14 protein-coding genes and 1 pseudogene are annotated in these 13548 nt (G+C 44.3%); 9 read left to right on the forward strand and 6 right to left on the reverse strand.

The features are described from left to right. Positions 1–108 precede the first annotated feature (108 nt). Both QYF49_RS14235 and QYF49_RS14240 read left to right on the forward strand, forming a co-directional pair. Positions 109–1638 (forward strand): FAD-dependent monooxygenase, encoded by a 1530-nt coding sequence (locus QYF49_RS14235; RefSeq protein ID WP_290400225.1) that lies wholly within the window; start codon positions 109–111, stop codon positions 1636–1638. Between the two features lie 25 nt (positions 1639–1663). Next, positions 1664–1945: a hypothetical protein gene (locus QYF49_RS14240; RefSeq protein WP_290400226.1), complete on the forward strand. Its 282-nt coding sequence runs from the start codon at positions 1664–1666 to the stop codon at positions 1943–1945. A 29-nt stretch (positions 1946–1974) separates the two neighbouring features. Here the strand turns inward: QYF49_RS14240 and QYF49_RS14245 are convergent, their stop codons facing one another. Further along, positions 1975–2697 carry an SGNH/GDSL hydrolase family protein gene (locus QYF49_RS14245; RefSeq protein ID WP_290400227.1) on the reverse strand — a complete coding sequence of 241 codons (723 nt, stop codon included), beginning with the start codon at positions 2695–2697 and terminating at the stop codon, positions 1975–1977. Between the two features lie 371 nt (positions 2698–3068). On the opposite strand from QYF49_RS14245, the gene QYF49_RS14250 reads away from it, so the two are divergent. Beyond that, positions 3069–3833: a MerR family transcriptional regulator gene (locus QYF49_RS14250; RefSeq protein WP_290400228.1), complete on the forward strand. Its 765-nt coding sequence runs from the start codon at positions 3069–3071 to the stop codon at positions 3831–3833. Between the two features lie 45 nt (positions 3834–3878). On the opposite strand, the gene QYF49_RS14255 is transcribed toward QYF49_RS14250, so the two are convergent. Beyond that, on the reverse strand, positions 3879–4163 hold the full coding sequence (locus QYF49_RS14255) for a WGxxGxxG family protein (RefSeq protein WP_425589592.1): 285 nt from the start codon (positions 4161–4163) through the stop codon (positions 3879–3881). A gap of 41 nt (positions 4164–4204) precedes the next feature. Between QYF49_RS14255 and QYF49_RS14260 the strand changes: the two are divergent. Next, positions 4205–4558 (forward strand): annotated as a pseudogene (locus tag QYF49_RS14260) (DUF3231 family protein); the annotation flags it as partial. A 33-nt stretch (positions 4559–4591) separates the two neighbouring features. On the opposite strand, the gene QYF49_RS14265 reads toward QYF49_RS14260, so the two are convergent. The 3 genes from QYF49_RS14265 to QYF49_RS14275 are packed head-to-tail and all read right to left on the reverse strand — an operon-like array spanning position 4592 to position 6143. Beyond that, positions 4592–5392 carry a cytochrome c oxidase assembly protein gene (locus tag QYF49_RS14265; RefSeq protein WP_290400230.1) on the reverse strand — a complete coding sequence of 267 codons (801 nt, stop codon included), beginning with the start codon at positions 5390–5392 and terminating at the stop codon, positions 4592–4594. Next, positions 5389–5880, reverse strand: coding sequence for a DUF2243 domain-containing protein (locus tag QYF49_RS14270; RefSeq protein ID WP_290400231.1), 492 nt, complete (start codon positions 5878–5880; stop codon positions 5389–5391). Before QYF49_RS14270 ends, QYF49_RS14265 begins: the two co-directional genes overlap by 4 nt. Positions 5881–5930: 50 nt before the next feature. Further along, a complete protein-coding gene (locus tag QYF49_RS14275) occupies positions 5931–6143 on the reverse strand; it encodes a hypothetical protein (RefSeq protein ID WP_290400232.1) in 213 nt (70 codons plus the stop codon). An 81-nt stretch (positions 6144–6224) separates the two neighbouring features. Between QYF49_RS14275 and QYF49_RS14280 the strand changes: the two genes are divergently transcribed. From QYF49_RS14280 to QYF49_RS14290, 3 genes are all read left to right on the forward strand, one after another. Further along, a complete protein-coding gene (locus QYF49_RS14280; protein WP_290400233.1) occupies positions 6225–7577 on the forward strand; it encodes a TrkH family potassium uptake protein in 1353 nt (450 codons plus the stop codon). A gap of 23 nt (positions 7578–7600) precedes the next feature. Then, positions 7601–8263, forward strand: a complete 663-nt coding sequence (locus QYF49_RS14285) for a potassium channel family protein (protein WP_290400234.1) — start codon at positions 7601–7603, stop codon at positions 8261–8263. 139 nt (positions 8264–8402) lie between these two features. Further along, positions 8403–8942 (forward strand): dihydrofolate reductase family protein, encoded by a 540-nt coding sequence (locus QYF49_RS14290; RefSeq protein WP_290400235.1) that lies wholly within the window; start codon positions 8403–8405, stop codon positions 8940–8942. A gap of 71 nt (positions 8943–9013) precedes the next feature. Here QYF49_RS14290 and QYF49_RS14295 read toward each other — a convergent pair whose 3' ends face one another. Continuing rightward, on the reverse strand, positions 9014–10084 hold the full coding sequence (locus tag QYF49_RS14295; RefSeq protein ID WP_290400236.1) for a permease: 1071 nt from the start codon (positions 10082–10084) through the stop codon (positions 9014–9016). 164 nt (positions 10085–10248) lie between these two features. Between QYF49_RS14295 and mnmH the strand changes: the two genes are divergently transcribed. Continuing rightward, a complete protein-coding gene (gene mnmH / locus QYF49_RS14300; protein WP_290400237.1) occupies positions 10249–11301 on the forward strand; it encodes a tRNA 2-selenouridine(34) synthase MnmH in 1053 nt (350 codons plus the stop codon). Positions 11302–11656: 355 nt separating this feature from the next. Beyond that, on the forward strand, positions 11657–13444 hold the full coding sequence (gene pepF / locus QYF49_RS14305; RefSeq protein ID WP_290400238.1) for an oligoendopeptidase F: 1788 nt from the start codon (positions 11657–11659) through the stop codon (positions 13442–13444). The last annotated feature ends 104 nt before the right edge of the window (positions 13445–13548 follow it).

Consider the following 13548-nt stretch of genomic DNA (forward strand, 5'->3'; position numbering starts at 1 on the left):
TCAGCCGTCATTCGGGAAGAGTTCTCAATCATGTTGACAATGGAAGCCAGGTGAGAAAAAATGTTTAAAAAGCAACATTATAAGGGATGAATCTAGGAGGCCGTTGGAATGAATACAAGCGTCTTGATCGTTGGAGCAGGGCCCACAGGCCTTGTCCTCGCGCTTCAGCTCAAAACATACGGAATACCGTTCCGGATTATCGAAAAACATTCGGGGCCGGGGAAGGCTTCCCGGGCATTGGTCGTACATGCACGAATTCTTGAATTTTATCGTCAGCTTGGTATTGCCGATGAGGTGGTGAGCCTCGGCATCCCGTTAAAATCGGTTCACCTCCGTGAAGGATTGAAAGAAAAAGCGGAATTTAAATTCAGTGATCTTGGCAAGGACATCAGCCCCTATCCATTCGCGCTAAGCCTGCCCCAGGATGTCCATGAAGAATTTCTGGTGGATCAGCTTAACCAGTCTGGCATCGGGGTTGAGTGGAACACAGAACTGATCTCGTTTTCGGAGCATGAGAAAGGGGTACGCGCCATTATCAAAAAAGGCGGGCAGGAAGAAGCCATTAACGTTGACTACTTGTGTGGCTGTGACGGAGCACACAGCACCGTTCGCCATGGACTTCACTTCGACTTTCCCGGCGGTACCTACGACCAGCTCTTTTATGTGGCAGATTTGGAATCAACGGAAGACGAAGTGATGGACCGATCGCTGAAGGCTCATTTTAATGATCATGGTTTTTGCTTGTTCATGCCGGTCCGAACAACTGGAATGATTCGGCTGATCGGCATCATCCCGCGTGAGCTGGAACAGAGATCTGACATCACATTTGAGGAAATTCAGCCTTATGCTGAGCAGCAAACAGGCCTGACCATCAAAAAGGTCAACTGGTTCTCCACTTATCATGTTCATCACCGAGTCAGCGAACATTTCAGAAAGGGAAGATGCTTCATTGCGGGTGACGCCGGCCATATTCACAGTCCAGCCGGCGGCCAGGGAATGAACACCGGGATCGGAGATGCGGTTAACTTATCATGGAAGCTTGCTGCAGTCCTTCATCATAAAGCAGATTCCTCAGTCCTTGATACCTATGAGACCGAACGGATTGCCTTCGCGCGCACATTGGTCTCCACTACTGACCGCGCCTTCCAGACTATAGTCGGGCGCAATACCCGGAACCGGCTCATCCGTAATGTACTGATCCCGTATGCCGCTCCTATTCTGCTCGGTTTTGCAGCTGCTCGCAGAGTCCTTTTTAACACTCTTTCTCAGACACGGATTGAATACAGGGACAGCGAGTTAAGCACGGGCATTGCTGGAAAGATCCGTGGCGGTGACCGCTTGCCCTGGGTGCAAATGGAGAATGGCAATAATTTTGATGTTTTAAAAAGTATGGATTGGCAGCTTCACATATATGGGAGGATTCAAGACAGAATTAGAAAATTTGTTGGCAAAGAAGGGTTTCCTGCCCATTCCTTCCCATGGCATCACTCCATGGATGATACAGGACTCAAAAACAATTCACTCTACCTCATTCGTCCGGATGGGTATGTTGCTTATGCTGATGAGGAACAAAACGTTGAGAAATTGAAGCACTTTATCGAGAAGTTTAACCTCTCCCCTTTTAAATCAGCCAAATAGCGAAAACATAAAAGGAGCCGTGCCGGTGAATACGAATGGAGATTGTGGATATCCCAATTTTTTGTTTTCAGAAAACCAGCTTTCAGGTGTCATTGATCCTCAGCCTTTCATTGGACATACGATCCATGATCTTGTGTTTGCGCTTTTTTGCTCTATCCTGACCATGTGGAAGTACGATGATCAAGCACTCTCTGAGGAAGTGCTGCTCAGACTATTTTCACGTCTGTCCAGAAGCGCCCAGCACCATCCTGAAGACCTTCCGGAATATAGAGAGGCCTGGGATAGGTGGAAGACTCAAATCAAATAAAAAAAGAGGACATCCAAGTCCTCTTTCTTTTACTTCACATCCTTCTCCATTACATGCCAAAACTGTTTTGCAATAGCTTTGTATCCTTTAACATTCAGATGGTTATCTTCAGGATTCGGCATATATTTTTCGAAATGGGAATCAATTTTTCCTCCTGTTGGAACATACAAATCTCCGTTGGACCCTGCCTTCTCTTCAATCGCGGAATTTAGTGCATCGTTTAACGGCACCAAGAAATTTTGGCTTTCCTTGTCATAATAAGAAAATGGATTGTAATACCCCATCACATATACATGCACATCCGCATTCAACAGATCAATTTTTTCCAGGATGGTTTGCAGGTTGGCCTTAGCCGCTTCAATACCTTCCCAAGCATTTCTCGGATCAGTCATTAGTTTACGGAAGAGATCATTGGCTCCAATATTGATGGTAATATGGGTCGCTCCACGAATTTCCTTTATAACTTCAGGGTTAGCAAGAACATCATTTTTTAATTGTTCAGAAGTATATCCTGGCACCCCGAAATTATCATAATCTTTAAGACTGACATTTGATCGTTTGAAATAGCTGCTTATAAAATCCGGATAGCTCTTGTCAATGTCACCATAAGGGGTCATTCCTGCGGCTATCGAGTCTCCTAAAGCGACATACTCCACATTTTTTTGGCCTTCCTGATGGTCGGCATAGGCGGTCAACGGGGCAAAAGAGAACAGCGTACTCGCCGCCAGCAATGCGGCAAAAGATTTTTTCATTCATAATCCTCTCCTCTTTAATGGTTACCCATTCTATATGACGCGTTGAAAATGGAAGCAGCCCGAAGATCTGTTGTTCTTGCTCCAATGAATCAGGCCTTGGAACTTTAGAACAGGTACGTTGGACACATTCTCTCCTTTCAGATTTTTTTCCTTTAAAGATACGACTAAAGTCCTCCTCTAAATTAGCTTTACCATGATTTTATGTCTGTGATGACCGGAGAACTCATGTAGTATTACTTTAACCCCGCTCTCTTGAACAGGGGTTTTAATTTTTTTATAACTTGAAATGCGTTGTAAAAGAATATAAAAATGGGTTTGACATTGACGCAGCGTCAAGGTGTACATTTAGGAGGTCAGGAGGTGATCACATGGAATATACGGTGCAAAAGTTAGGAAAGCTGGCCGGAATCAGTACGAGGACCTTAAGGTATTATGACGAGATTGGCATCCTTAAGCCGGCAAGGATCAATTCGTCAGGCTACCGGATTTATGGCCAGTCCGAAGTCAACTGTCTGCAGCAAATTTTATTCTACCGGGAGCTAGGGCTCAGTCTGGAAAAGATTAAAGAGATCATGAGTGATCCTTCCTTCAACGGGACCGAAGCTCTTATCAAACACCGTGAGAAGCTTCTTGACAAGAAAAAGCAATTGGAACTTCTTATTGAGAACGTGGAAAAAACAATTGCTTCATCTGAAGGGAGAATGACGATGACGGATCAAGAAAAATTTGAAGGCTTAAAACAAAAGCTCATTGATGATAACGAAAAACAATACGGGAAAGAGATTCGTGAAAAATACGGGGAGGAGACGGTTAATCAATCCAATATACAACTGAAAAATATGACGCAGGAACAGTATGAGGAGGTTACACGGCTAGGGGATGAATTGAGGGCCGCTTTGTCAGAGGCTTTTAAAACCGGAGACCCTGCAGGAGAACTGGCTCAAAAAACAGCCGACCTTCATAAGCAATGGCTCTGCTTTCACTGGAGTGAATACAATAAAGAAGCACATGCGGGTCTGGCGCAAATGTATGTTGACGATGACCGCTTCAAACAGCACTATGACAAAGACCAGCCAGGAACAGCCGAGTTCTTAAGGGATGCGATTCAAATTTATACTGGAACAAAGTTATAATCAAAAAATACCCCATTATGCATCACATGGGGTACTTTTATCGTCTTAGCGCGTTGATTCTTCCCGGTCTCTGCGTCTAAGTCCTAGAAGCCCCGCTAAACCAAGAAGTCCGATCCATTCCCAGTTAGAATCATTATCGTTGTTATCGTTAGCCGTAGTGACATTTCGAGTAGCTGGAGTGCGATCGTTATAATTATCGTTCGTAATATCGTTTGTCATATTTGTGCCACGGTCCATCCTGTCCGTACCACGTTCTGCAGAGGCTGGCATGGAAAAGGTGAAAATGGAAATAGCCATTGCACATACAAAAGCTGTGATTTTATTCATTATGGTGTTCCTCCCTTCCAACCCTTATCTTTTCCTTAAATGTTCAAGCCATGAAACAAGAAATTGAACAGGTCGAAAAGGTGCTAAAAGCCAATGGAATTGGTTTACCGCCAGCACCCCCCGAACGTCCAACAGCTTCTTTAGGAAGCATTCCTGCAGGAGCCCGCTTTAACGATGCTGAAATTACAGCATCTGTTGCAAAAGATGGAGGAGCAGGATTAGTTGCTTGCAGCCAAATTATGGGGCAATCCATCCGGGAAGATATCGGAGCAATGTTTGGACAGTTCCACATGAACAAAGCCCAGTTCGGTGTACGTCTATAGCGCATGATGAAAGAAAAGGGATGGTTGGTTCCTCCTCCCCTTCACCTTGAAATGCCCGAGGCTGCTCACGCGTAGCACCTAATGAAAGTGAGAGGTGCCAGAACCGAATCAAAAGTCGGTCACTGGCACCTTTTTTGTCACCGTTCTCACGGATTTATACCATTGTTGACAAAAAACAAGGATCAGAACAAGATCGATCATGTCTCCCCCGTAGTACATCAGCATGCCTCCAATTTCTGCCTCCTCCCTTGAAACACCAGGCGGAGGATAGGCATAAAGGAATTTCGAAAGGATTCCATGGCCGGCAAGTGCGGCTACAAACACAACGGCACGAACCATATAACTGTACCGGTGGAAAACAGGATCAATGTAGATGATGGATAAAGTAAAAACGAGTCCAGCCAGAAAGATGTGCAGATGGACAAGAACAAACAACCACTGATGCTCATGCATCAAAGGATACAAATCCATTGAATAAAGCACCCATAGCCCGCCGATGTTGAAGACAGACGCAATAAGCGGATGTGTGGCCAAGCGAAACGGCCAAAGCTTCAGAATGAATGATAATTTTCTTGCATAGATCACAGGGAGTGTCCGAAACACAAGCGTAATGGGTGCCCCAAGAACAAGAAGCAGCGGAGCCAGCATGCCGAGCAGCAGATGATTGGCCATATGGAATATAAAATGATGTTGGGCATACACGGCGAGTGGACCAATGTGCGGTGCAGCTGCACATCCTATTCCTCCACACCATAATAAGTAACGGTGAAGCGGCCATGATCTTAGATGTTTCCACCGGCTTGTCGTCACCCCGGCCATTATGTATAAAATGATAAGCAGCAAAGCAATGGACAACAGCATGTAATGTGAGACACTCCAATATTCATGATTCATTTCTGCGTGGTTCATTGGAAACGCCCTTTCTGCCGAATCGTCCCTTTCCCTGCCGCCGAAATGATTGCCGTTCCGATCCCGATCATGGCCAATGCGAAGATGTTCCAGATCATGTCATAGTAAAACACGTTATCCACATAGCGAATTTGGTGGAGGAGCATGAGCTTATGCTGGATGATCCCGTCATACAACTGAAACACCCCCGCTCCTAACAGTACGCCTCCCCACCACCGCTTAACATGCCATGCCTCTCGTCTCTTTAAATCAGCTAACATAAAAAGTGCTCCGATCGTGGAAAACCAGCTGAACGCGTGAAAAAGTCCATCTGAAACCAGACCAATCTCAAGGGTAGACTTATCGTAAAAATGATGCCAATGAAGCAGTTGATGGAAGACCGTTTCGTCAATAAATGCGATCAATCCTATCCCGAACAGCAGGCCAGACCAAAGACTGCGTCTTAAATAAATCCCGGACACTTTATGGTTTCCGCTCTTATCTGCCATTTTAGCCCCTCTTCTTCCATATTCTTGATTTAAGTAGTTATACCCTTTAACTAGTAAACAAAAACAATGTCTTTCTGCTTTCTAACAAAAGAACGGCCGTCTGCCGTTCTTTTTGTTTTTACCATGAAAATAGCAATAATTCCCGCAATGAGCCGGCGCCCAAGACTGCCAAATGAAGCAAAGGCATCGGGCAGATAGAAGATAAAAGCAGGTGCGAATAGTTGATCATTCTTGAGGATAATGATTAATACAGCTAATTTCATTAATATGTGAATGACTCGGCTTTAAAACATGATAATAAAGGGTAATACATAATCACTATTTTCTGAAAGGAAGGTGCGACTATGCCAGATGATAAACGGAGGAAGCGCTTTATATGGACCCCTCCTAAAATACTCGTATTAGGATTTGCTGCAATCATTATTTTCGGAAGCTTTCTGCTTTGTTTACCGATGGCGACCCGTGATGGAAACGGAATGTCGTTTCTTAATGCCTTTTTTACTTCGACTTCAGCTACATGTGTGACGGGGCTGATCGTCACGGACACGGGTGATACCTTTACCGTTTTTGGGCAGCTGGTCATCCTTTCTCTCATTCAGATCGGCGGTTTGGGCTTTATGACCTTCTCCACATTTTTCGCACTGATCATCAGGAGAAGAATATCGTTTCGAGAACGTCTTCTTCTACAGGAAGCGTTAAATAATGCCTCGACCCAGGGAATTGTGAAAATGGCAAAAACGATTATCCTGTTTACGTGTGTTTCTGAACTGATTGGAGCCATCTTGCTTACTCTACGCTTTGCCATGGACATGCCGGTAAAGAAAGCCATTTATTTCGGGATTTTCCATTCCGTATCCAACTTTAATAATGCCGGCTTTGACATCATGGGAGGATTCAAGAGTCTGACGGAATATAAAGAAGACCCCATCGTTACGCTCACGGTTGCGACTCTTATTATCCTTGGAGGGATTGGGTTTATTGTTGTCGGTGATCTCATTGAGCATCGAAAAAAACTAAAAAATATTTCGTTACATACCAAGGTCGTCCTTTCCACCACCGCTATCCTGATTGTGGCCGGCACTATTCTTGTCTTCCTGCTGGAGATGCAGAACAGCAGGACTCTTGAGCCGCTCTCTCCGGCAGGCAAGTGGCTCGCATCCTTTTATCAGGCCGTAACCCCACGGACAGCGGGATCCAATACCTTAAACATTCCGGATTTGACTCATCCTACTCTCCTGCTCACCATTATCCTTATGTTTATCGGGGCTTCACCGGGGTCGACCGGAGGCGGGATTAAGACGACGACTTTCGTGACCCTGTTTGGGGCCGCCTGGTCTCAAATTAAAGGAAAAGAGGATGTGGTGTTCTTTAAACAGCGGATTATTCCGACCATGATTTATAAGGCGTTGACCGTTATCTTAAGTGCATTGATTCTTGTCATCGTCGTTACGATGCTCTTATCGGTCACTGAACATGAAAATGACTTTTTAAAAATCTTGTTTGAAGCCGTATCCGCATTCGGAACCGTAGGGCTGTCCATGGGACTTACACCGGACCTTTCTTCATTTGGAAAAATCATTATTGCTCTCACGATGTTTATCGGAAGGCTAGGACCGCTCACGGTAGCCATCGCTCTGGCCAAACGGAATGAAAGGGAACTCTATCGCTATCCAAAAGGAAAATATATGATCGGCTAACATTGAAAGAGAGGGAAAAGCACATGAAAAAACAGTATGCCGTTATTGGACTTGGACGGTTTGGCTCACATTTGGCGAGAGCACTATATGAGGAAGAAAACGAGGTTATCGGCATTGATATAAGAGAAGATAAGGTGGAAGACCTACAGAATGACTTGAGCCAGGCATTTATCGCTGACAGTACAGATGAAGACAGTATGAAGAGCCTCGGTCTCCGTAACTTTGATGTAGTGATCGTTGCGATCGGGGATGACATGGAGGCGAGCATTTTAACGGTCGTTCTGCTAAAAGAATTAGGTGTGCCCTATATTGTCGCCAAAGCACTCAGTAAACGGCACGGGCTGGTACTGACCAAAATCGGCGCTGACCAAGTGGTTTTCCCTGAACGGGATATGGGGCTCCGGCTGGCTCAAAACCTCATGCACCCGAACATCATCGATCAACTCAGATTATCGGACGATTACAGTATAGAAGAAATTAAGGTTCCTTCAGACTTGGTCGGACAGACCATTCAAGCATTGGACATCAGAGCTAAGTATCAGCTGAATGTCATCGCCATCCGCCATACGGATGAAGAGGTGTCGATTGCTCCGGGTCCTGATTATTCTATAAAAAACGGAGACCTGCTCGTCATCATCGGCAAGAACAAGGATTTAAATGAGTTATCTCAAAAGTTGAAAGAATGACAGAAGCCGTCCCCAAAAAAAGGACGGCTTTTTTAATCGCACTTCATTTTTATTTTATATGACAATAGATGTCATATTTGTTTGCTACGCTGATCATACGGAAATATTCCTATCATTCAGTATAAGGGAGAGGGTAACGATGGAAATACAAGCCAAAACGAGAAACTTGGTATTTTACGGTGCGACCAGTGTGGATGGCTACATTGCACGAGACGATCATTCATTGGATTGGCTAATAGGTACAGATGGAGAAGAAGAAGCTGGTTATGCTGAATTTTATGAAACTGTGGATACGATTTTAATGGGCAGAAAAACGTATGAACAAGTGTTACTTCTTTCACCCAGGCAATTCCTTTATAAAGGAAAGGAATGCTATGTTTTTTCTCATACAATGACCGGCTCTAACGAGTGTGTAAATTTCATCAATGAGGATATTGTAAGCTTCACGAAGGCTTTAAAGAAACAAGAGGGCAACCGAATATGGATTGTAGGCGGGGGCGAAGTGCTGTTCCCTCTTCTTCAGGAGAAACTTGTTGATGAGTTTTTTATTCAGATTGCTCCAACTATTATTGGTCAGGGAATCCCTTTATTTTTGCCTGGGAACCACGAGCATAAACTGGAGCTTTTGGATGTTCGCCGCTACAAACAATTGGCTGAGCTGCATTATGTGTCCAGATGAATATCTTTTAATAAAAAAAACCACAGGGCTTCCTGTGGTTTTTGATCATGAAAAAATGGTACAACAGAACCTTAAAGAACAAACATTCCTGTGATTCCGCATAGCACACCTAAAACGACGACAGATATTGTGACAAACAATAATACGCGTTTAGGATAGGATCTGGAAACGATGAGCAGCGACGGTAAACTGAGAGCAGGAAGTGTAATGAGCAAAGCAGCCGCAGGTCCTGCCCCAAGGCCTACGAGCATAAACGTCTGGATGATTGGAATTTCGGCAGCGGTCGGTATCACAAAAAGCATTCCGACAAGAGCAAATCCAATAACAGCAAACAAGCTGTTGGTCGCCGCTTCACTCAGCTGCGGGAACAGCCAGACACGTGCTGCGCCCAGTAAAAGTACAGAGAAAATGTACGCAGGTCCGATATGGAGCAGCATCATGCCCAGGCTTTTTATCCACCGGCTGAAGAAAGGTCCATCCTCTTCCTGAAAAGTCTCGCCTTCAGGCACTTTCTCCAAATCCACTGGAGCAGCATTTTTTGCAAACCGATTGGCAAAGTAGCTGACACCAAACACGAGGATTAAACCGAAGAATAGCCGAAGCACCGTAAATTTCCACGATAGCACAAACGTCATGAATATTAGAGTCGCCGGGTTAATGGTCGGATTGCCGAGCCAGAATGCAAGGCTTGCCCCGATCGACACTTTCTTTTTGCGCATGCCAACGGCCATTGGTGCCGCACAGCAAGTACACATCATACCCGGAATGGACGCCAATCCCCCTGCTGCCGTACTGCCAAACGATGTTTTCCCAAGTACTTTAAGAAGCCAGCGGGACGGCAGCAGCACTTGAATTAATGAACCAAGTAAAATTCCGAGCAAGGCTGCTTTCCATACCGATTGAAAATAGACTTTGGCATAGTCCCATGACGCAGCCCATGGTGAACTCGATGCGGATTGGTCGCCAAGGATGGAAGGGCCAATGGAATGAGTAGCCGATGCCGAGATCGCTTTTTGAAAATACGGCCACCATTTAACATACAGCAGTCCGGCCGCAGCAATCGCCATGAAAATGACGATGAACCAAATGGCGTCTTTGCTGCTTATTTTTTCTTTCTGAACACTATCATTGAACTGAGACATAGCTTCCCCACCAAAATTTATTATGATCTATAGATTCGGTAGTATTATATCACAGTCCATGCAAAAATAAGTTTTTAAGGTTTCAAGGAAACGGCTAAAATGAAAATAGAGAGGAATTACTATATAATAGGAAGTAGACGTGCAGTATAGAAAGGCGGAAAGAAATGTTTCAGGATATTGCTATTGAAGAGCTTATGTCAGCCTACAATAAAAAAGAGATCACCGTTATTGACGTACGTTCCCCCTCTGAATTTAAGGATTCCACGATTCCGGGAAGCTTGAATATCCCTCTTTTTAATGATGAAGAACGGGCTGAAGTTGGGACGCTGTACAAACAGCAAAGTGTGGAAGCCGCAAAAGAAAGAGGTCTTGAAATCGTCTCTGCCAAGCTTCCCGCTTTGATCAAAGAATTCTCCCGGATCGCCGGTCCGAAGGCTGTGTTTTGCTGGAGGGGCGGAATGAGGAGCAGAACCACTGCGACTGTACTCGACCTTATGGGAATTCGTGCTTACCGTCTGCAAGGCGGTTTTCGTGTGTACCGGCAGTGGATTGTAAAAAACCTCGAAAAGATGGAGTTCGCGCCTGAAGCCTGCGTTATCCATGGAAATACTGGTTCCGGTAAAACATTAATCCTTCAAGAGCTTGCAAGCCAAGGGTTTCCCGTGCTTGATCTTGAACATTTGGCCGGCCACCGCGGTTCCATTTTTGGAGAAATCGGTCTTGAGCCGAATAACCAGAAAATGTTTGAATCTCTTCTTTTTCATAAGTTGTCTGCTTTGAAAGATACTTCATATATTCTGATGGAGGCTGAGAGTAAACGAATCGGAAAAGTCGTGCTGCCGAATTTTGTAACGAAAAAAAAACAGCAAGGGCTTCATATTTTCCTGGATATGCCGATTAACGAGCGAGTAAATCATATTCTTGAAGACTATCTCCCTTGGGATCACCATGACGAATGCGTTGCGGCGTTTCAGAAAATCAAACGGCGCATCCATACACCCATCGCTGCTCAGATTGAAGATGACCTGAAGGAAGGAAACTACCATTCAGCCGTTCGCCTGCTTCTTGAGCACTATTATGATCCCCGTTACGAACACCGGGATGATGAATATCCGGAAGATCAGCGGATTACCTTAAAAGTGAATAATATTTCGGAAGCCATTGAACAAATTAAACAAGTGCTTCAAAAAAGAAAGCCGGCACATCAGATTCTGTGATTTCTCACAGCGTGTGCCGGTTTTTTACTCATTTTTCATCCTTCATCGGCCGTGAAAATGCTGGATGATTCCATTTATTATCGTTTTTTTAAGAATACCAAATATCTCCTATTGATTAAGGCCACTCTGCCATCTTCAATCCATACGGCTGAGTCTCTCGTTCTACTCTTTTCTGTCATTGTTGGTTTTCTATCTATTGGTTATTTTCCAATCCTGTTCCATTCTTTATCTTCCTCTTATTTCCTTTGTAAGAAGGAGAATCGGCTTCATAAGTCTAATAAATTCAATAATCATATTATGGGACCTATAATACACTTAAGAGAATAAAGATATTTCATGCAGAGGAGTTACTCATATGACCACATACCAATCAAGAAATGACGTACCTGAACAAGAGAAATGGAACCTTAACGACATTTATCCTTCACTTGCTCAATGGGAAAATGATTTTGAACAAGTGAAGGCAATGGCTGAAGAATTAAAGGCGTTCGATGGAAACATTCATTCAGGAAAGTCACTGCTTGAATATCTCACAAAACAGGAAGAACTCTCCCACACCTTCAATCTCGTTTATGTGTATGCGATGCTGAATGTGGACGTGGATACTCGAAGCTCGGATTCTCAGTCCTTGCTGGATCGTGCCAAGCATGCCGGAGTGAAGATCAGCTCGGCCACTTCCTTTTTCATGCCTTTCCTGTTAAGTCTGGAAGAAGCTCAGCTGAAGCAGTATATTTCGGAAGAAGAAGGATTGAACTATTTTGAAGAAGACTTGATTGATTCTTTTCGCTATAAAACGCATGTTTTGAGTAAAGACCAGGAGAAGATTGTTTCCCGTCTTGGTGAAGCGCTCTCCTCTCCAAGCGGCACATACAGCATGATCAACAATGCGGATATTAAGTTCGGCGAAGTTACGGATAAGGACGGAAAAAAAGTAGAACTTACACGCGGAATGTATTCCAAACTGATCGAGGATGAAGACCGTGAAGTGAGAAAAGAAGCCTATAAGGCGTATTATGAGCCTTATCTCGCTTTAAAAAATACGATCGCTTCCACGCTTTCATCGGCGATAAAAAATAATGTCTCGCTTGCAGAAATCCGCAATTATCCTACTGCCCTGGAAAAAGGTCTGTTTGGTGATAACGTACCGAAGGAAGTCTATGAAAATCTGATTGCTACTACAAAAGAAAACATTCATTCCATGCACCGGTACACGGAGATTCGAAAAGCTAAGCTGGAACTCGATGAGCTGCGGCAGTATGATTTAAGCGCTCCTCTAGTTAAAGGTATCAAGCTGGATATTCCATATGACGAGGCCTATGAAACGATGGTCAAGGCTCTCGCACCGCTCGGCGATGATTATATTGACCGGTTGAAGGAGTTTAAAGATGCCCGTTATATCGACGTCCGGGAAACACGCGGCAAACGGTCTGGTGCCTATAACCTTGGCTTATATGGTGTCCATCCTTTCGTGCTGTTGAACCATCAGGATGACTTGGACAGTCTGTTCACACTTGCGCATGAGATGGGGCATGCCATGCACAGCCATTATTCAAATAAGCATCAGCCGAGAATCACAGCGGGCTACAGTATTTTTGTTGCTGAAGTCGCATCTACCGTAAATGAAGTGCTTCTCATCAATTACCTGCTGGAAAAGGAAACAGACAAAGACCTTAAGAAGCATCTGCTGAACCACTTTATTGACCAGTTTAAAGGTACCCTGTTTACACAGGTGATGTTTGCCGAGTTTGAAATGAAAACCCACGCTTTAGCGGAGGAAGGACAGCCGCTGAATGCAGAGGCCTTCAGCCAAATCTATGAAAATCTATTCAGAGAATATAATGGAGATTCGGTCGTATTCGATGAGGAAGTAAAATACGGCTGGTCACGCATTCCTCATTTTTATCGTCCGTTCTATGTATATAAATACGCCACAGGTTTTGCTTCAGCGATCCACCTCGCCACCAAGATTTTAGAGGGCGATAAAGAGACATTAAGCTCTTACCTGGAGTTCTTAAAAAGCGGAAGCTCCGATTATCCGCTCGAGCTGCTGAAAAAGACCGGAGTAGAATTGACTACCCCTGAACCGATCGTCAACGCACTGAAACGCTTTGAGGAATTGGTCGAAGAATTTGCAAGATTATAGTAGGTTCAGTTAAGGCCCTTTATCTAAGGGTCTTATTTTTCGTTCTAATTGTCAACCTTTATTAATTTTAGGTTGACAATTAATTTGCGAATCAGGCAAACTTG

Origin of the sequence: Fictibacillus terranigra, assembly GCF_030412265.1 — a bacterium.
Taxonomy (GTDB): domain Bacteria; phylum Bacillota; class Bacilli; order Bacillales; family Fictibacillaceae; genus Fictibacillus_C; species Fictibacillus_C terrinigri.